At 64.6% G+C, this 18,396-nt stretch carries 13 protein-coding genes; 8 read left to right on the forward strand and 5 right to left on the reverse strand.

The genetic code is table 11. The features are described from left to right. The first annotated feature begins 29 nt into the window (after positions 1 to 29). Together AC0ZJQ_RS08730 and AC0ZJQ_RS08735 are read left to right on the forward strand one after the other, a co-directional pair. A complete protein-coding gene (locus AC0ZJQ_RS08730; RefSeq protein ID WP_476477683.1) occupies positions 30 to 3,134 on the forward strand; it encodes an efflux RND transporter permease subunit in 3,105 nt (1,034 codons plus the stop codon). Then, complete coding sequence (locus AC0ZJQ_RS08735; RefSeq protein WP_155552627.1) at positions 3,131 to 4,594, forward strand: efflux transporter outer membrane subunit; 1,464 nt, start codon at positions 3,131 to 3,133, stop codon at positions 4,592 to 4,594. The genes AC0ZJQ_RS08730 and AC0ZJQ_RS08735 overlap by 4 nt, the downstream gene beginning before the upstream one ends. Here AC0ZJQ_RS08735 and AC0ZJQ_RS08740 read toward each other — a convergent pair. The 4 genes from AC0ZJQ_RS08740 to coxB are packed head-to-tail and all read right to left on the reverse strand — an operon-like array spanning position 4,582 to position 9,171. Then, complete coding sequence (locus tag AC0ZJQ_RS08740) at positions 4,582 to 5,406, reverse strand: cytochrome c oxidase assembly protein (protein ID WP_370518414.1); 825 nt, start codon at positions 5,404 to 5,406, stop codon at positions 4,582 to 4,584. The two genes, AC0ZJQ_RS08735 and AC0ZJQ_RS08740, sit on opposite strands and share 13 nt — an antisense overlap. Continuing rightward, on the reverse strand, positions 5,397 to 5,756 hold the full coding sequence (locus AC0ZJQ_RS08745) for a hypothetical protein (protein WP_155552629.1): 360 nt from the start codon (positions 5,754 to 5,756) through the stop codon (positions 5,397 to 5,399). Before AC0ZJQ_RS08745 ends, AC0ZJQ_RS08740 begins: the two co-directional genes overlap by 10 nt. Then, on the reverse strand, positions 5,756 to 8,284 hold the full coding sequence (gene ctaD, locus AC0ZJQ_RS08750) for a cytochrome c oxidase subunit I (RefSeq protein ID WP_155552631.1): 2,529 nt from the start codon (positions 8,282 to 8,284) through the stop codon (positions 5,756 to 5,758). Before ctaD ends, AC0ZJQ_RS08745 begins: the two co-directional genes overlap by 1 nt. Next, entirely contained in the window at positions 8,281 to 9,171 is an 891-nt protein-coding gene (gene coxB, locus AC0ZJQ_RS08755) for a cytochrome c oxidase subunit II (protein WP_476477765.1), read from the reverse strand. The genes ctaD and coxB overlap by 4 nt, the downstream gene beginning before the upstream one ends. A 147-nt stretch (positions 9,172 to 9,318) precedes the next feature. On the opposite strand from coxB, the gene AC0ZJQ_RS08760 reads away from it, so the two are divergent. Next, the gene (locus AC0ZJQ_RS08760; protein WP_008567904.1) at positions 9,319 to 9,786 is read left to right on the forward strand and encodes a DUF2231 domain-containing protein; all 468 of its coding nucleotides are present in this window, start codon (positions 9,319 to 9,321) and stop codon (positions 9,784 to 9,786) included. 52 nt (positions 9,787 to 9,838) lie between these two features. Here the strand turns inward: AC0ZJQ_RS08760 and AC0ZJQ_RS08765 are convergent, their stop codons facing one another. Continuing rightward, on the reverse strand, positions 9,839 to 10,252 hold the full coding sequence (locus AC0ZJQ_RS08765; RefSeq protein WP_102828661.1) for a CopD family protein: 414 nt from the start codon (positions 10,250 to 10,252) through the stop codon (positions 9,839 to 9,841). 170 nt (positions 10,253 to 10,422) lie between these two features. Between AC0ZJQ_RS08765 and moaA the strand changes: the two genes are divergently transcribed. The 5 genes from moaA to clpP all read left to right on the forward strand — a co-directional run bounded on the left by moaA (position 10,423) and on the right by clpP (position 18,346). After that, entirely contained in the window at positions 10,423 to 11,418 is a 996-nt protein-coding gene (moaA, locus tag AC0ZJQ_RS08770) for a GTP 3',8-cyclase MoaA (protein ID WP_155552633.1), read from the forward strand. A gap of 197 nt (positions 11,419 to 11,615) precedes the next feature. Continuing rightward, a complete protein-coding gene (gene smc / locus AC0ZJQ_RS08775; RefSeq protein ID WP_155552635.1) occupies positions 11,616 to 15,104 on the forward strand; it encodes a chromosome segregation protein SMC in 3,489 nt (1,162 codons plus the stop codon). Positions 15,105 to 15,293: 189 nt separating this feature from the next. Continuing rightward, positions 15,294 to 16,115: a cell division protein ZipA gene (gene zipA / locus AC0ZJQ_RS08780; protein ID WP_167135142.1), complete on the forward strand. Its 822-nt coding sequence runs from the start codon at positions 15,294 to 15,296 to the stop codon at positions 16,113 to 16,115. Positions 16,116 to 16,308: 193 nt separating this feature from the next. Further along, positions 16,309 to 17,619, forward strand: a complete 1,311-nt coding sequence (gene tig, locus AC0ZJQ_RS08785) for a trigger factor (RefSeq protein ID WP_155552773.1) — start codon at positions 16,309 to 16,311, stop codon at positions 17,617 to 17,619. An 88-nt stretch (positions 17,620 to 17,707) separates the two neighbouring features. After that, positions 17,708 to 18,346, forward strand: a complete 639-nt coding sequence (gene clpP, locus AC0ZJQ_RS08790) for an ATP-dependent Clp endopeptidase proteolytic subunit ClpP (RefSeq protein ID WP_037019733.1) — start codon at positions 17,708 to 17,710, stop codon at positions 18,344 to 18,346. Positions 18,347 to 18,396: the final 50 nt, after the last annotated feature.

Below are 18,396 nucleotides of genomic sequence, written 5' to 3' on the forward strand. Positions count from 1 at the left end.
GGCGGTCGCACGCCAGTAGGCAGGACGCGATGAACCTGTCGGCACCGTTCATTGCGCGGCCGGTGGCGACCATGCTGCTCAGCCTGGCGATTCTGCTGCTGGGCGGGGTCAGTTTCGGCCTGCTGCCGGTTTCGCCATTGCCGAACATGGATTTTCCGGTGATCACCGTGCAGGCCAGCCTGCCCGGCGCCAGCCCGGAGATCATGGCTTCCAGCGTGGCGACACCGCTGGAACGCTCGCTGGGCAGCATTGCCGGGGTCAGCCAGATGAGTAGCCGCAGCAGCCAGGGCTCGACGCGGATCATCATCCAGTTCGACCTGGAGCGCGACATCAACGGCGCCGCGCGCGACGTGCAGGCGGCGATCAATGCCGCGCGCAACCTGTTGCCCAGCGGCATGCGCAGCATGCCGACCTACCGCAAGATCAACCCCTCGCAGGCGCCGATCATGGTGCTGTCGCTGACCTCCGAAGTCCTCGACAAGGGCCAGCTGTACGACATCGGTTCGACCATCCTCGCGCAGAAGCTCTCCCAGGTGCCTGGCGTCGGCGAGGTGCAGGTCGGCGGCAGCTCGCTGCCGGCCGTGCGCGTCGAGCTGCAGCCGCAGCAGCTGGAGCAGTACGGCGTCTCGCTGGATGACGTGCGTACCACCATTGCCAACGCCAACGTGCGTCGGCCCAAGGGCATGGTCGAGGACGCCGAGCGGCATTGGCAGGTGCGCGCCAACGACCAGTTGCATGCCGCCGCCGACTACATGCCGCTGATCCTGCGCTATCAGGATGGTGCGACGCTGCGCCTGAGCGATGTGGCCAAGGTCGAGGACGCGGTGGAGGATCGCTACAACAGCGGGTTCTTCAACAACGAGCAGGCGGTGCTGCTGATCGTCAACCGCCAGGCTGGCGCCAACATCATCGAGACCATCGCCGGCATTCGCGCCGAGCTGCCGGCGTTGCAGGCGATTCTGCCGGGCAGCGTCGAGCTGAACGTGGCGATGGACCGCTCGCCGGTGATCCGCGCCACCCTGCACGAGGCCGAGCGCACGCTGCTGATCGCCGTGGTGCTGGTGATCGTGCTGGTGTTCGTGTTTCTCGGCCATGTGCGCAGCGCGCTGATCCCAGCGCTGGCGGTGCCGGTCTCGCTGGTCGGCACGTTCGCGGTGATGTACCTGTTCGGCTTTTCGCTCAATACCCTGTCGCTGATGGCGTTGATCCTCGCGGCGGGGCTGGTGGTGGACGACGCCATCGTGGTGCTGGAGAACATCGCCCGACACATCGACGATGGCGTGCCGCCGCTGCGCGCGGCCTACATCGGCACCCGCGAGGTGGGCTTCACGCTGCTGTCGATGAACCTGTCGCTGGTGGTGGTGTTCGTCTCCATCCTGTTCATGGGCGGCATCGTCGAGCGACTGTTCCGCGAGTTCTCGCTGACGCTGGCGGCGGCGATCCTGGTTTCGCTGCTGGTGTCGTTGACGCTGACGCCGATGCTCTGTGCGCGCTGGCTCAAACCCTACCAGGCCGAGCGCGACAGCCGTTTGCATCGCTGGAGCCACAATGCTCACCAGTGGCTGCTCGGTTACTACGACCGCTCGCTGAGCTGGGCGCTGCGGCATCGGCGCATCACGCTGTTGAGCCTGCTGGCAACCATCGCGCTCAACGTGGTGCTCTACGTGCAGGTGCCCAAGACCTTCCTGCCGCAGCAGGATACCGGCCAGCTGACCGGCTTCATCCGTGGCGACGACGGCCTGTCGTTCCAGGTCATGCAGCCGAAGATGGAGATATTCCGCAAGGCGATCCTCGCCGATCCGGCGGTGGAGAGTGTGGCCGGATTCATCGGCGGGCAGGGCGGCATCAACAACGCGTTCATGATCGTGCGCCTCAAGCCGCTGGAGGAGCGCAAGCTGTCGGCGCAGCAGGTGATCGAGCGCATCCGCAAGAATCAGCCGCAAGTGCCGGGCGGACGGCTGTTCCTGATGGCCGATCAGGACCTGCAATTCGGCGGCGGCCGGCAGAGCAGTTCGGCCTACGCCTATTCGTTGCTGGCCGGCGATCTGGCCGACCTGCGCACCTGGCTGCCGAAGGTCACCCAGGCGCTCATGGCGCTGCCCGAGCTGACCAGCATTGATGCCAATGAGGGCGAGGGCGCGCAGCAGATCAGCCTGCAGGTCGATCGCGACGCCGCCAAGCGCCTCGGTGTCGACATGAGTACGGTGACCACGCTGCTCAACAACTCCTTCAGCCAGCGGCAGATTTCCACCATCTACGAGACGCTCAACCAGTACCGCGTGGTGATGGAGATCGATCCTAGCTACGCGCAGCATCCCGAGGTGCTCGAGCAGGTTCACGTGGTCACCGAGGACGGCCGCCGTGTGCCGCTGTCCGCCTTCGCCCGCTACGAGCGCAGCCTCGAGGAAGATCGCGTCACGCATGAAGGGCAGTTCGCCGCGGAGAACATCGACTTCGACCTCGCTCCGGGCGTCAGCCTGGATCAGGCCACCCGCGCCATCGAGCGTGCGGTCGCCGCCATCGGCCTGCCGAGTTCGGTGCAGGGCCGCCTGGGCGGCACCGGCGACGTGTTCAAGGCCGCGCAGGAAAGCCAGCCGTTCATGATCCTCGGTGCGCTGCTGCTGGTGTACATCGTGCTCGGCGTGCTCTACGAGAGCTACATCCACCCGCTGACGATTCTCTCGACGCTGCCGTCGGCCGGAGTTGGCGCGCTGCTGGCGATCATCGTGACCGGCGACGAATTCAGCCTGATCTCGCTGCTCGGGCTGTTCCTGCTGATCGGTGTGGTGAAGAAGAACGCCATCCTGATGATCGACCTCGCGCTGCAATTCGAGCGCAACGACCGTCTGCCACCGGCCGACTCGATCCACAAGGCCTGTCTGCTGCGTTTCCGACCGATTCTGATGACCACCCTGGCGGCGATTCTTGGTGCACTGCCGCTGCTGCTGGGTGGCTCGGAAGGCGCGGAGATGCGCCAGCCGCTGGGCCTGACCATCATCGGCGGGCTGGTGCTCAGCCAGATTCTTACCCTCTACACCACGCCGGTGGTCTACCTGTACCTGGACCGCCTGCGCCATCGCTTCAACAACTGGCGCGGTGTGCGTACCGATGCCGCCATGGAAAATCCGCTATGAGCCCGAGCTGTACCCTTCGTCCCCTGGCCGTGATCGGCATGGCCCTCACGCTCGCTGCCTGCACCCTCGGCCCGGATTACCAGCGGCCGCAGTTGCCGGTTGCCGGCGCGTTCAAGCAGGCCGAAGGCTGGAAGAGCGCGGCGCCGGCCGACGCCCTGCAGCGCGGCGACTGGTGGCAGTTGTACGGCGACGCTGAGCTTGATGCGCTGGTGAGCCGGTTGAACGTGTCCAACCAGAACCTTGCCGTGGCGGAGGCGCAGTATCGCCAGGCGCGCGCACTGGTGCGCAGCGCGCGTTCGCAGCTGTTCCCGACGCTGTCCGGCAACGCCGGGGTTACCCGTTCGCGGCAGGCTACCGGCGGCAGCTCCTCCACTAGCAGTGTGGGCGTCAGCGAAAGCTACGAGGCAGGGCTCAGCGCATCCTGGGAGCTGGACCTCTGGGGCCGCCTGCGCCGTGGCCTGGAAGCCAACCGCGCAAGCATGCAGGCCAGCGCGGCCGACCTTGCGGCGGTCCGCCTGAGCCTGCAGGCGGAGCTGGTGCAGACCTACCTGCAATTGCGAGTGATGGACGAGCAGCAGCGTCTGCTTGACCAGACAGTCGCCGCCTATGCGCGTTCGCTGCGCCTCACCGAGAACCAGTATCGCGCCGGCATCGTGCCCAAGTCCGACGTTGCCCAGGCGCAGACCCAGCTCAAGAGCACCCAGGCCCAGGCCATCGACCTCAAGTGGCAGCGGGCGCAGCTGGAACATGCCATCGCGGTGCTGATCGGCGTGCCGCCGGTTGAGCTGAACATCGCCGTGCGCGAAGACATCCCCGCGCTGCCCGAGGTGCCGCTGGCCATGCCGTCGCAGCTGCTCGAGCGCCGCCCGGATGTCGCGGCGGCCGAGCGCGAGGTGATGGCCGCCAACGCCGAGATCGGCATCGCCGAGGCCGCCTGGTATCCCGACCTGACCCTGTCGGCCAGCGGTGGCTATCGCAACAGCAGTTTCAACCAGCTGTTCGAGGTGCCGAACCGCTTCTGGTCGCTCGGCCCGCAGCTGGCACTGACGCTGCTGGATTTCGGCGGCCGGCGTGCCGAACTGGAGCGTGCCGAGGCGGCCTACGACCAGACCGTGGCGACCTACCGGCAAACGGTGCTCGACAGCTTCCGCGAGGTCGAGGATTACCTCGTGCAGCTGCGCGTGCTCGATGAGGAAGCCGTGGTGCAACGCGAAGCGCTGGACGCCGCGCAGGAGTCGCTGCGGCTGATCGAGAACCAGTATCGCGCCGGCACCGTCGACTACCTGAGCGTGGTGACGGTGCAGACCACCGCGCTGAACAACCAGCGCACCAACCTGACCCTGCTGGGCGACCGCCTGGTGACCAGCGTGCAGCTGATCGCCGCGCTGGGTGGCGGCTGGCAGATCGAGCAACTGCAGCAGGAGCCGATGCTGTCGAGCGAACCTGGTCAGGATGATTGATCGAGCCGGTGCGCCGGCTGGCGTCGCCAGATGCGCGTCAGCCAGCGCCAGGCGATCCAGCCGCCACCGAGCAGGTAGATCAGCCCGCCTGGCACCCACATGAGCAGCCCCGCTAGCTGCTGATCCTCCACCGAACGGCCTGCGCCATAGAACGAGGTGCTGCCGAAGGTGAGCAGCGCGCCGAGCAGACCGGTGTGCATCAGCGTCAGCACCACTGCCATCAGCGCCTGCGGCACCTGTTTCGGGTTGGCGCGCAGCACCGACCACCAGAACAGCCAGCCGCTGAAGAGGAAGCAGGCGTGCTCGAAGGCGTGCCACCACAGGTTGTCCAGCGCCAGCACATAGAGTTTCGGTGTGTGCCAGATCCAGATCACCGCGCCATGCAGCAACGCCAGCAGGGTCGGGTAGCGGCCGGCGCGCAGGATGGCCGTCCACAGGGGTTGCGCGAAGCGACCAGTGACGCCGCGCCACTGCGGCAGCGGCCGCGCCAGTGCCCACAACGGCGCGATCACGATGATGAACAGCATGTGCTGGGTCATGTGCCAGCTGGTGCTGCTTTCCGCCCAGTCGTCGATGGGGCCGAAGACGGCGAACGCTGCCAGCAGCATGGCGCTGTGAAAGCAGAAGGCTTCGTTGCGCCGCGCCGGCACCTTGCGGGCGCCTAGGACATAAAGCAGCCACGCGGCAGCGACCAGCAGCGCAGTGAGCAGTAGTGGCAAGCGGTCCAACAGGTGCGTGTCGAACAGACCGTGGGCCAGCGCCGGACTCGGCAGGCTCAGCAGCACGGCCATCGCCAGAGCGCTCATAGGCATGGTGGAATCTGCAACAGCGGGATGCCGACGAACAGGGTCGCCAGCGCCGCGATGAAGTGAATGCCCGCGGCCAGTCGGGTGACGAACAGCTGCCGCTCGTTCAACTCCTGCGGCGGTCGCGACAGGCGCCAGAAGTAGCGCGTCAGCCAGAGCAACAGTGCCAGCGTCAGCACGGTCAGCAGGCCGAGGCTGCCATTCAGCCAGTTCCACACGCCCTGTGCCGGATCGGGCGGGCTGATCTTGCAGGCGACCGCCTGGCCGCCATAAATGCTAACGAACCAGAGGCTCCAGATGATCAGGCCGATCGGAATCTGGATCGGATGAAACGGCGAGCTGCGTGCGGGTTGCATCAGGCGCCTCCCCAGGTCGCGGGAAACAACACGATCGCCGCATAGCTGACCCAGAGCACGCCAAGGTTGTAGTACCAGAGCTGCTCGACCACCACCGGCTCGTACGGCGCGGCTTCGCCGACGTAACCATAGCTCACCCGCCATGCCTGCAGGCCGGTGGCGACTGCGGCCAGCGCGCAATGGAACAGGCTGTAGGCCAGCAACACGAAGATCACCGCATCGTCGGCCGTTTCGGTCGGCGCCAGCCCTGCCGAGAGCAGCAGCCACAGCAGCATGGCCGACTGCACCAGTGCCAGCAGCGCGAGCAGCGTCAGTTGTTCCAGCAGGCCACGATGAATGCCGGCGCGCAGGCGCTTGATCAGGCGATGCAGCCAGAGTGTGCCGCCGCTGAGCAGCAGTGCGCTCGCCAGCATCAGCCAGCCGTTGAGCTGACTGTCCGGCACCCGCCACTGTGGCGATACGGTCCACAGATAGAACCAGCCGAACAGCAGCGAGAGGTACAGCGCGCCATCGGCTAGCAGCGTGACGCCCATGCCCCAGAGTCCCGGCCCGTCGAAGGTGCGTGAATGCAGCGGCGGCTCGCCGGGCTGGGTGTGGGCGTCCGGTGCGGCGGCCGGGTGCGCGCCGTTTTCCCACGACCAGCGCAGCACGACCACGGCGGTCGCGATGGTTGCCGCCAGGGCGAGCCCGTAAGCCTTGTTCAACAGGCTCAGGCACAGGACAGTAAGAATCAGCGCCGTGATGAAGGGCAGCCAGCTGTTGCCGGGCAGATGGATGATTTCGCGGATTTTGCCGGTCAGCGGGTCGACGCCCCAGGTTTCGCGTCGGCCGTGGTCGATCACCGTCAGGGCGTGCTCGCCGCGAGCGATGCTGTCCGGCAGGTCCGGGTCTTGCCACAGCGGATGGCGGTCGGTGACGTTAGGGAGACTGACGAAGTTGTAGGCGCTTGGCGGCAGGCTGGTTGCCCACTCCAGGGTATCGGCATTCCACGGGTTCTTCCGCGCGGGAATGCCGAAGCGGAAGTGCAGAATGATGTCCAGGAGGATGGTGGCGACCCCCGCGGCCATGATGAAACTGCCGATCGACGACACCAGGTTGGGCATGTCCCAGCCCAGGCCGGTGTCGTACGTGTAGACCCGGCGCGGCATGCCGATCAGTCCGGTCCAGTGCATGATCAGAAAGGTTGCGTTGAAACCGATGAAGAACAGCCAGAAGCCCCAGCGGCCGAGCCGTTCCGAAGGCATGCGCCCTGAGAAGTGCGGCAGCCAGTAGTACAGCCCCGCCATCAACGGGAAGAACATGCCGCCGACCAATACGTAATGCATGTGCGCGACGACGAAGTGGGTGTCATGCACCTGCCAGTTGAACGGCACCAGCGCCAGCATCACCCCGGTCAGCCCGCCGGCGACGAAGACGAGCAGAAAGCCCACCAGCCAGAGCATCGGCACCCGATACACCGGCCGGCCCAGCCAGAGCGTGGCGATCCAGGCGAAGATCTGCACGCCGGTCGGGATCGCCACCAGCATGCTCGCCGCCGAAAAAAATGCCTGTGCCAGCTGGGGGATGCCGACGGTGAACATGTGATGCACCCACAGCCCGAAGCTGATGAACCCGGTGGTCAGCACGCCCAGCACGACCCAGCGGTAGCCCACCAGCGGGCGCTGGCAAAACACCGGGATCAGTGTCGAGACGATCCCGGCGCCGGGCAGGAAGATGATGTACACCTCCGGGTGGCCGAACAGCCAGAACAGGTGCTGCCAGAGCAGCGGATCGCCGCCACGGGCGACGTCGAAGAACGGCATATCGGCCGCGCGTTCCAGCTCCAGCAGGATCGAGCCGAGGATCAGTGGCGGGAAGCCGACGACGATCATCATCGCCATCACCAGGATGTACCACGCATAGAGCGGCATCTTGTGCAGCGCCATGCCGCTGGCGCGGGTGCGCAGGATCGACACCACCAGTTCGACGCCTGCGCTCACCGCGGAAATCTCGACGAAGGTGATGCCCAGCAGCCAGAAGTCCGAATTCACGCCCGGCGTATGGGCGGAACTGGACAGCGGCGTATACATGAACCAGCCCGCCTTGGGCGCGACGTCGAGAAAGATGCTCGACAGCAGGATCAGCCCGCCGAACAGGTAACAGAAGTAGCCCAGCGCGGAGAGCCGGGGAAAGACCAGATCGCGTGCGCCGAGCATCTTCGGGATCAGATAGACCGCCAGCCCCTCCATCATCGGCACCGCGAAGAGGAACATCATCACCGTGCCGTGCATGGTGAAGACCTGGTTGTAGACGTCCGGCTCCATCAGCTGGTATCCGGGCAGCGCGAGCTGGGTGCGGATCAGCATCGCCAGCAGCCCGCCAATGAGGAAGAAAAACCCGCCGGTGACCATGAAGCGCAGGCCGATGGTGGTGTGGTTGACGATGGTCAGCGCGCGCCAGCCGCGCGGGTTGCCCCAGACTTCATTGAACTGGTCATGCAGCTGGTCGGGATCGGTCGCGGGCGCGGCGCTGTTGGATCGCGTGTTCATGGTGCAAGGGTCTCCAGCCAGTCGGCGAGCTGGCCGAGCGTCTCGGCGGGAATATCGTCGTGGCTCGGCATGGCATTGCCGTGCTTGAGGCTCTGGTGCTCGCGCAGCCAGCGACGCAGGCCTTCCGCGTCTTTGGTGATGACGCCGGCGCCCAGCGTCGGTCGGCTGGCGAGATCGCTCAGATCCGGTGCGCGTTGGCCGTCGCTGACGCCAGCGACGCGGTGGCATTGGCCGCAGCGCTCGCCGAAGACCTGGCCGGCAGCGCCAGGCGCCGGGCTGTGTGCAAGCGAACCGCGTGCGGCCAGCCAGCCGTCGAAGGCGTCCGCTTCCAGCACCTCGACATGCAGGATCATGTGCGCGTGCTGGCTGCCGCAGAACTCGGCACATTGCCCGCGCATCACGCCGGTTTCGCTGGCCGCCAGGCGCAGGGTGTTGCGCCGGCCCGGCATCATGTCCAGCTTGCCGCCCAGGCGCGGCACCCAGAACGAATGGATCACGTCGGCACTGCTCACCACGACGTCCAGCGGGCGGTCGACTGGCAGGATGAACTGGTTGGCCGTCACCACGCCGCTGTCCGGGTAGCGCACCTCCCACCACCACTGGTGGCCGGTGATCTCGACCCGCAGCGGCTGCTCGCCGGCGACGGGTAACGGCAGCATGCCGCGGCCGGCGGGGACGCCAAAGGCGAGCAGGGCGAGGATGCTGACGGTCGGCAATATCAGGCCGCCACCGACCAGCCAGCGCCGGTTGATGCGCTCGGCCTGCTCGGCATCGACTTCGCGCGGCTGGCGCAGCATGGCGTGAATCCACAGCCAGCTGACGACCACCAGCACCAGCACCGAGAAAGCGAACATCGCCCACCAGACGTTCGCCACGTCGCGCGCCATCGGCCCGGCCGGCGCCAGCGCCGATTGCGCACCGCCGCAGCCGGCGAGCCAAGGAACTGCCAGCGCCAGCGTGGTCCATTGCAAGAGCCTGCCGCCACGCTTCGCGATCTCGCGGGCGGCACCAACCTCAGCGCCTGGGAGTGCCCGATGGCCATCGACCGCGAGTCCATCAGCAGCAACGCCGCGATTGCCGGCCATCCGTTGCATCCGATGATGATCCACTTTCCGGTAGCCGCCTTGCTCGGCCTGGTGCCGGCCGATCTTGCCTACCTGTGGACACTCGATCCGTTCTGGTCGCGTGCCGGCCTCTGGCTGGCCGGCGTCGGCGCCATCGGTGGCTGGCTGGCGAGTATCGCCGGGGTGGTCGATTTGCTCAGCGTGGCGCAGATACGCCGCAAGGTCACCGCCTGGTGCCACGCGATCCTTGCCGTGATGATGCTCTCGCTGGCGTCGCTGAACTGGCTGCTGCGCTACAAGGGCATCGATGGCGGCGACAGTGATGCGCTGTGGGGGCTGTTCCTCTCGCTGCTGACGGCCGTGCTCATTTCGCTGGCCGCGTTTCTCGGCGGAAGGCTGGTGTACGAGCATGCCGTGGGCGTCGAGCTCGATAGCTAGGATCGTTTCGGGCGACGCCGGTTTAGCGGTCATGCGGACGGTCATTCCTCGGTCAGAAGGGTTTGGCCAGCACCAGCCAGAGCGTGATGACGATCAGCAGCGGTACCAGCACGCCGATGGCCAGGCACTGGCGTGTCACGCTGCGCTCGGGCGCGCGTTCCACGCGCAGCACCAGCACGCCGCATAGCGCGTGGCAGAGCGCCATCGCGGTGACCACCGTGAGTTTCATGATCAGCCAGCCAGCGAGCGTGCCGTCGCGCAGGAACAGGGCCGTACCGGAGCCGATCGCCAGCAGGGCCGCCGGGGTGCTGATCAGGGTGAAAACCAGGCGGGTGAGGTGCGCGTGGTCGCGGTAGAACAGCCGGTCGCCCGACCGCGTTCCGGCGCTAATCAGCGCCGGCAGGTACAGCAGCGACCCGCACCAGCAGAGCAGGGCTGCGAAATGCAGCAGTTTCAGCAAAGGCATGCGCATCGTCCCGCTGATAGCGAATCTGAAGCTGTGACAGCCCGCTGCCGATGCCGTTCGGGATGATTGCTGGCGCTCCCGGCGCCGAACGGTGGGCCTAAGACTTTGCCTGAATCGCTCCGAGCGCATAGGCTGGGCACAAGGGGACAGCAAGGCAGTTGGAGACGCTCATGTCCGATTCACAGTTGGTCGACCCGTTCGGCCGGCGTATCACGTACCTCCGCTTGTCGGTGACCGATCGCTGCGATTTCCGTTGCACCTACTGCATGAGCGAGGACATGGTCTTCGCGCCGCGCGAGGAAATCCTCAGCCTGGAAGAGCTGTACGCCGTCGCCGATGCCTTCATCAGCCTGGGCGTGAAGCGCATTCGCGTGACCGGCGGCGAGCCGCTGGTGCGCAAGGGGCTGCCGACGCTGCTGGCGCGGCTCGGTGCGCGCGAGGAATTGGAAGACCTGGCCATCACCACCAACGGCTCGCAGTTGCACGCGCTGGCCTCGACGCTGCGCGAGGCGGGCGTGAAGCGCTTGAACATCAGCCTGGATTCGCTCAAGCGCGAGCGTTTCGCTGAATTGACCCGGCGTGATCGCCTTGAGCGCGTGTTGGTCGGAATCGAGGCGGCACGCGCGGCGGGCTTCAAGCGCATCAAGCTCAATAGCGTGATTCTGAAGGGTCGCAACGACGACGAAATCATCGATCTGGTGACGTTCGCCATCGACCGCGGGCTGGATATCAGCTTCATCGAGGAGATGCCGCTGGGCAGCGTGTCCAGCCACGAGCGGCACGTCACCTTCTGCTCCAGCGACGAAGTGCGCCAACGCATCGAAACGCGCTACCCGCTGGTGCGCAGCAGCCATGCCACCGGCGGGCCGTCGCGTTACTGGCAGGTGGCCGGGACGCAGACTCAGGTCGGTTTCATCTCCCCGCACAGCAACAACTTCTGCGGCAGCTGCAACCGCGTGCGGGTCACCGCCGAGGGCAAGCTGGTGCTCTGTCTGGGGCATGAGGGCGCGCTGGACCTCAAAAGCCTGATGCGTGCCCATCCGGGCGACGGCGAGCGCCTGCGCAATGCGCTGGTCGATGCGCTGCAGCTCAAGCCGGAGAAGCACCATTTCAATACCGACGATCAGGTCCAGGTGGTGCGCTTCATGAGCATGACCGGCGGCTGATCTGCCCCGGATGCGGCGCGCGACGCTCGTCCGCGCGCCGCATCAGCGTTGCGAACGGCTGCGCATCGTCCGTGCCGTGGCCGCGAAACCGCGTGATAAACTCCGCCGCCTTGCACCCACTACTCGATGCCAGGACATCCGATGCTCGCGGCGACCCTGCTCGTTTCTTCTCACGCTGACCGCCACGGACAGGCCGCATGCGACTGAAAAGCATCAAACTCGCCGGCTTCAAATCCTTCGTCGACCCCACCACAGTGAGCTTTCCCAGCAACATGTCGGCGGTGGTCGGGCCTAACGGCTGCGGCAAGTCCAACATCATCGACGCCGTGCGCTGGGTGATGGGTGAAAGCTCGGCGAAGAACCTGCGCGGCGAGTCGATGACCGATGTCATCTTCAACGGCTCCAACACCCGCAAGCCGGTAACGCAGGCCAGCATCGAGCTGGTCTTCGACAACTCCGACGGCAGCCTGACCGGCGAGTACGCGGCCTTCGCCGAAATCTCCATCCGCCGCCGCGTTACCCGCGACGGGCAGAACACCTACTTCCTCAACGGCACCAAATGCCGCCGGCGCGACATCACCGACATCTTTCTCGGCACCGGTCTCGGCCCGCGCAGCTACTCGATCATCGAGCAGGGAATGATCTCCAAGCTGATCGAGGCCAAGCCGGAGGACCTGCGCAACTTCATCGAGGAAGCGGCCGGCATTTCCAAGTACAAGGAGCGCCGTCGCGAGACGGAGAACCGCATCCGTCGTACTCACGAGAACCTGGCGCGCCTGACTGACCTGCGCGAGGAACTGGAGCGCCAGCTCGAACGCTTGCACCGCCAGGCGCAATCGGCGGAAAAGTATCAGGAGTACAAGGCCGAGGAGCGCCAGCTCAAAGCGCAGCTGTCGGCCTTGCGCTGGCAGGCACTGAACGAGCAGGTGGGGCAGCGCGAGCAGGTCATCGGCGATCAGGAGGTCGCCTTCGAGGCGCTGGTGGCCGAGCAACGCAATGCCGACGCTAGCATCGAGCGCCTGCGTGACGGTCATCATGAGCTGTCCGAACGTTTTAATCAGGTGCAGGGGCGGTTCTATTCGGTCGGTGGCGACATCGCGCGCGTCGAGCAGAGCATTCAGCACGGCCAGCAGCGCCTGCGCCAGCTGCAGGACGATTTGCGCGAGGCCGAACAGGCACGGCTGGAAACCGAATCGCATCTGGGCCACGACCGCACCTTGCTGGCGACGCTCGATGAAGAGCTGGCCATGCTCGAACCGGAACAGGCGCTGGCCAGCGCGGCGGCCGAGGAATCCGCGGCTCAGCTGGAAGAAGCGGAAACCTCGATGCAGGCCTGGCAGGAGCAATGGGAGCGCTTCAACCAGCGCAGTGCCGAGCCGCGCCGGGCGGCTGAAGTACAGCAGGCCCGTATTGCCCATCTCGAGCAGAGCCTGGAGCGGCTGGCCGAGCGCCAGCGCCGGCTGGATGATGAGCGCGCCTTGCTTGCCGCTGATCCTGAGGATGCGGCGATTCTTGAACTCGGCGAGCAGCTGGCGATCGGCGAGCTCAATCTGGAGGAACTGCTTGCGGCGGGCGAACTGCTCGACGAGCAGTTGGAGCAGCAGCGCGAGCGGGTGCGGCAACTGATGCAGGCGCAGCAGCAGGCGCATGGCGAACTGCAGCGGCTCAATGGCCGGATCGCCTCACTGGAAACCCTGCAGCAGGCCGCACTGGACCCGGGCAAAGGCGTCGTTGATTGGCTGGAGACGCAGCAACTGCAACAGCTGCCGCGGCTGGCCGAGGGCCTGCGCGTCGAGCCGGGCTGGGAGCGGGCGGTGGAGACCGTACTCGGGGCCGATCTGCAGGCGGTGGTGCTGGACGATTTCGCCGGGCTGAGTTTCGACGATCTGGAGCAGGGCGAACTGCGCTTGGTCTGCTCGACCGATCGCGCTGCCGCGCGCCCGGGCAGCCTGCTCGATAAGGTTGAGAGCCCGCACGATCTGGCGCCGTGGCTGGCCGGCGTGCGCGCGGTGGAGTCGCTGGAACAGGCGTTGGCCGCTCGTGCCGAGCTGGGCGAGGGCGAAAGCCTGATCAGTCGTGAAGGCTATTGGGTCGGTCGGCACTTTCTGCGCGTGCGCCGCGGCGGCGAGGCGGAGTCCGGCCTGATTGCGCGCGGCCAGGAACTGGAGCGCCTGCAGGCCGAGCGCGACGAGCGTGAGGCGAGTCTCGACGATCTGCAGCAGAGCCTGCAGCAGGCGCAGACGGACCAGCGGCAGCTCGAACAGGAGCGTGAGGTGCGACGTCGCCAGCAGCAGGACGAGGCGCGCCGGCACGGCGAACTCAAGGCCCAGCTGTCGGCACGGCAGGCCAAGGTCGAGCAGCTGGCGCTGCGCCATCGACGGCTGGATGAGGAGCTGACCGAGCAGCACGAGCAGCGCGCGCTGGAGATCGAGCAGCTGGGTGAGGCTCGTCTGCACCTGCAGGAAGCGCTGGATGCCATGTCGCAGGACACCGAGCAGCGGGAAGCGCTGTTGGCCAGTCGCGACGGTATGCGTGAACAGCTCGACCGCATCCGTCAGGACGCCCGCCAGCAAAAGGACCATGCGCACCAGCTGGCACTGCGGATTGGATCGCTCCGGGCACAGCATGACTCGACCCGCCAGGCATTGGAGCGCCTGCAGCAGCAGTTCGAACGCACTGTCGAGCGGCGCGAACAGCTGAGCCTGAATCTGGAAGAGGGCGAGGCGCCGCTGGAAGAGCTGCGGATGAAGCTCGAAGAGCTGCTGGAGCGGCGTATGGCGGTCGAGGATGAGCTCAAGCACGCGCGACTGGCGTTGGAGGATGCCGATCGCGAACTGCGCGAGGCCGAGCGGCGCCGTACCCAGGCGGAACAGCAGGCGCAGGTGTTGCGTGGCCAGCTGGAACAGCAGCGGCTGAGCTGGCAGGAATTGAGCGTCAGGCGCAAGGCGCTGCAGGATCAGTTGCACCAGGATGGCTACGACCTGCACGGCGTTCTGGCGACCTTGCCAGCCGAAGCCAGCGAGCAGGGCTGGGAAGGGGAGCTGGAACGCCTTGCTCAGCGCATCCAGCGTCTCGGTCCGATCAACCTGGCGGCGATCGACGAGTACCAGCAGCAGTCCGAGCGCAAGCGGTATCTCGATGCGCAGAACGACGATCTCGTCGAGGCGCTGGATACACTGGAGAACGTCATCCGCAAGATCGACCGGGAGACCCGCAATCGCTTCAAGGAAACCTTCGATCAGATCAATGGCGGGCTGCAGGCGCTGTTCCCGAAAGTCTTCGGCGGCGGCAACGCCTATCTGGAACTTACCGGGGAAGATTTACTCGATACCGGGGTGGCGATCATGGCGCGCCCGCCTGGCAAGAAGAACAGCACCATCCATCTGCTCTCCGGTGGCGAGAAGGCGCTGACTGCCCTGGCGCTGGTGTTCGCGATCTTCCAATTGAATCCAGCGCCGTTCTGCATGCTCGACGAAGTCGATGCGCCGCTGGATGACGCGAACGTTGGCCGTTATGCGCGGCTGGTCAAGGAGATGTCGGAGAAGGTGCAGTTCATCTATATCACCCACAACAAAATCGCCATGGAAATGGCGGACCAGCTCATGGGCGTGACCATGCACGAACCCGGCTGCTCGCGGCTGGTGACCGTGGATGTGGAGCAGGCGGTAGCGCTGGTGGAAGCATGAACGGGGTGAACCGTGGTACGGCAACGGCGCTTCGGCATTCTCATTCGTCGATACAAAGAGAACGGGCGCACAGTGCAAACCTACCGTTCGTCGTGCTAGCTTAATGCACAATTTTTTATGATGCGGGCAATGTTGACCTAAGTGGTTGAATTCCCGCCGTTATCATCGAGTTCAGAGGTAAACGGATTAATGGATATCGGTCTGCGCGAGTGGCTGATCGTCATCGGCATCATTGTCATCGCGGGCATTCTGTTCGATGGCTGGCGCCGTATGCGAGGCGGCAAGGGAAAGCTGAAATTCAAGCTGGACCGCAATTTGACTGCAAACCTACCCGAGCTCGATGAAGATTCGAAAGAGCTGCTTGGGCCATCCAGAGTGGTCAGCCGCACCGGCGAGCCGTCGCTCGACGAAACTGACATGCCATCGATGAGTGCCCGTGAGTCCGCCAAGCGGCGCGCACCAGTCGAGCCGCGCCAGGGCGATCTGCATTTTGCGGCGGATGAGCCGGTTCCGACATTGCTCGATCCGGTGCTCGATGAGGAAGACGAGGCGAACGACGAGCCGCGTGACCCAGCAGCGGTGGAAGAGGTGCTGGTCATCAACGTGATATGCCGCGATCCCCAGGGGTTCCGTGGTCCGGCGCTGCTGCAGAACATTCTCGAAAGCGGTCTGCGCTTCGGTGAGATGGATATCTTCCACCGCCACGAGAGCATGGCCGGCAACGGTGAGGTGCTGTTCTCGATGGCTAACGCGGTCAAGCCCGGCACTTTCGACCTGGATGATATTGATCATTTCACCACGCCGGCGGTGAGCTTCTTCCTTGGTCTACCCGGCCCGCGCCATCCGAAGCAGGCGTTCGATGTGATGGTTGCGGCTGCCCGCAAACTTTCCGCTGAGCTGAATGGCGAGCTGAAGGACGATCAGCGCAGTGTCCTGACTGCTCAGACCATCGAGCACTATCGCCAGCGTATCGTCGAATTCGAACGTCGGCAGATGACACTCAAGCGCTGAGCGAGCCGTCACTCTTACTTCTTAATAGTCCGCGTCGCGTCCGGTCCGGCGCTTTGCCGTAATCCTATCGTGCGGTAGAGCGCCCGCGGCCTCTGCCCCACGACGGGGTGACTTCTCTTTATTGAGCCACTAGAATGCTTGCCCATTCTGGGGCCGGAACGCCCGGCTTATGTCTGTGCAACGAGGAAAATCCATGCAAGTTTCTGTTGAAAGCACCTCCGCTCTTGAGCGCCGCATGACCATTGGCGTGCCGGTCGAGCGCATCGAGACCGAAGTCAACAAGCGTCTGCAACAGACCGCCAGTCGTGCCAAGATCCCCGGTTTCCGTCCCGGCAAGGTGCCGATGAGCGTTATTCGTCAGCGCTACGAGGAAGCCGCTCGCCAGGAAGCCCTGGGTGACCTGATCCAGTCGACCTTCTATGAAGCCATTGTCGCCGAGAAGCTGAACCCGGCCGGCGCTCCGTCCGTCGAGCCGAAAGTGTTTGAAAAGGGCAAGGATCTCGAGTACGTCGCTACCTTCGAAGTGTTCCCGGAGTTTGAAGTCGGCGGCTTCGAAGCCATCGAAGTCGAGCGTCTGCAAGCGGAAGTGGCCGATAGCGACGTCGACAACATGCTGGAAATCCTGCGCAAGCAGAACACCCGTTTCGAAAATGTCGATCGCGCGGCTGAGAGCGGCGACCAGCTGAACATTGATTTCGTAGGCAAGATCGATGGCGAAGTCTTTGCTGGTGGTTCAGCCAAGGGCACGCAGCTGGTCCTGGGTTCGGGTCGTATGATTCCCGGTTTCGAGGACGCTCTGGTCGGCGCCAAAGCAGGTGAAGAGCGCGTGATCAATCCGACCTTCCCCGAGGATTACCAGAATCTCGATCTGGCCGGCAAGGCTGCGGAGTTCACCGTCACAGTGAACAGCGTTGCGGCACCACAGCTGCCGGAGCTGAACGATGAATTCTTTGCCCAGTTCGGTGTGCAGGAAGGTGGGGTCGAAGGCTTCCGCGCCGAAGTGAAGAAGAACATGGAGCGTGAACTGCGCCAGGCCATCAAGACCAAGGTGAAGAACCAAGTAATGGAAGGTTTGGTTGCCGGCAATCCGATCGAGGTTCCGAAAGCGCTGATCGACAACGAAGTCAATCGTTTGCGTGTGCAGGCAGTCCAGCAGTTCGGTGGCAACATCAAGCCTGACCAGCTGCCGGCAGAGCTGTTCCAAGAGCAGGCCAAGCGCCGCGTTGTTCTGGGGCTGATCGTCGCTGAAGTCGTCAAGCAGAAAGAGCTGAAGCCCGACGAGGCGCGTGTTCGCGAACTCATCGAGGAAATGGCGTCGGCCTACCAGGAGCCCGAGCAGGTTGTTGCGTGGTACTACAAGAACAACGAGCAACTGAACGAAGTCCGTTCGGTTGTACTCGAAGAACAAGTTGTAGATACTGTTCTGCAGCAGGCGAAAGTGACCGACAAATCGGTCTCTTACGAAGAAGCCATCAAGCCTGCGGAAGCTCCGCAAGCAGCCTGATCTTCAAAACGTTCGAGTGCACAAACACAAGCCAGCCCTCGTGCTGGCTTGTGTCTTTTGAGGCATGACAAGGGAGTATCGTTGGAACATGTCCCGCAATCCTTTTATGCAAGTTCCGGACATTCAGGCCGCTGGCGGTCTGGTCCCGATGGTGATCGAACAGTCCGCACGCGGCGAGCGGGCTTATGACATCTACTCTCGCCTCCTGAAGGAGCGGGTGATCTTCATGGTTGGCCAAGTCGAGGACTACATGGCCAACCTGATCGTGGCCCAGTTGTTGTTCCTCGAGGCAGAAAATCCTGAAAAGGACATCCACCTGTATATCAACTCGCCAGGCGGTTCGGTCACTGCAGGCATGTCGATCTACGACACCATGCAGTTCATCAAACCGGATGTTTCAACGATTTGCATCGGGCAAGCCTGTTCCATGGGCGCTCTGCTGTTGACTGGCGGAGCTGCCGGCAAGCGTTACTGCCTGCCGCATTCGCGAATGATGATCCACCAGCCATTGGGCGGTTTTCAGGGGCAGGCATCAGACATCGAGATTCACGCCCGTGAGATCCTCACCATCCGCGAGCGGCTGAACAAGGTGCTTGCGCACCACACCGGTCAGCCGATGGATGTGATTGCCCGCGATACCGACCGCGACAACTTCATGAGTGGTGACGAGGCCGTCAAGTACGGGCTGATCGACCAGGTTCTGACGCAGCGCCAGCTGGCTGTCTGATCTCCACAGCCCGCGATATGCGGCTGCTCCGTGGGCTTGAAAAAGCCCAC

Source organism: Stutzerimonas sp. 21-1 (genome assembly GCF_056336065.1).

Bases quoted from the DNA above. Each gene is read 5' to 3' on its own strand.
- AC0ZJQ_RS08730 (WP_476477683.1), top strand. From the start codon at position 30: ATGAACCTGTCGGCACCGTTCATTGCGCGGCCGGTGGCGACCATGCTG.
- ctaD (WP_155552631.1), bottom strand. From the start codon at position 8,284: ATGAACACGCGATCCAACAGCGCCGCGCCCGCGACCGATCCCGACCAG.
- zipA (WP_167135142.1), top strand. From the start codon at position 15,294: ATGGATATCGGTCTGCGCGAGTGGCTGATCGTCATCGGCATCATTGTC.
- AC0ZJQ_RS08735 (WP_155552627.1), top strand. From the start codon at position 3,131: ATGAGCCCGAGCTGTACCCTTCGTCCCCTGGCCGTGATCGGCATGGCC.
- AC0ZJQ_RS08740 (WP_370518414.1), bottom strand. From the start codon at position 5,406: ATGCCTATGAGCGCTCTGGCGATGGCCGTGCTGCTGAGCCTGCCGAGT.
- moaA (WP_155552633.1), top strand. From the start codon at position 10,423: ATGTCCGATTCACAGTTGGTCGACCCGTTCGGCCGGCGTATCACGTAC.
- coxB (WP_476477765.1), bottom strand. From the start codon at position 9,171: ATGGCGCGCGACGTGGCGAACGTCTGGTGGGCGATGTTCGCTTTCTCG.
- AC0ZJQ_RS08760 (WP_008567904.1), top strand. From the start codon at position 9,319: ATGGCCATCGACCGCGAGTCCATCAGCAGCAACGCCGCGATTGCCGGC.
- clpP (WP_037019733.1), top strand. From the start codon at position 17,708: ATGTCCCGCAATCCTTTTATGCAAGTTCCGGACATTCAGGCCGCTGGC.
- tig (WP_155552773.1), top strand. From the start codon at position 16,309: ATGCAAGTTTCTGTTGAAAGCACCTCCGCTCTTGAGCGCCGCATGACC.
- AC0ZJQ_RS08765 (WP_102828661.1), bottom strand. From the start codon at position 10,252: ATGCCTTTGCTGAAACTGCTGCATTTCGCAGCCCTGCTCTGCTGGTGC.
- AC0ZJQ_RS08745 (WP_155552629.1), bottom strand. From the start codon at position 5,756: ATGCAACCCGCACGCAGCTCGCCGTTTCATCCGATCCAGATTCCGATC.
- smc (WP_155552635.1), top strand. From the start codon at position 11,616: ATGCGACTGAAAAGCATCAAACTCGCCGGCTTCAAATCCTTCGTCGAC.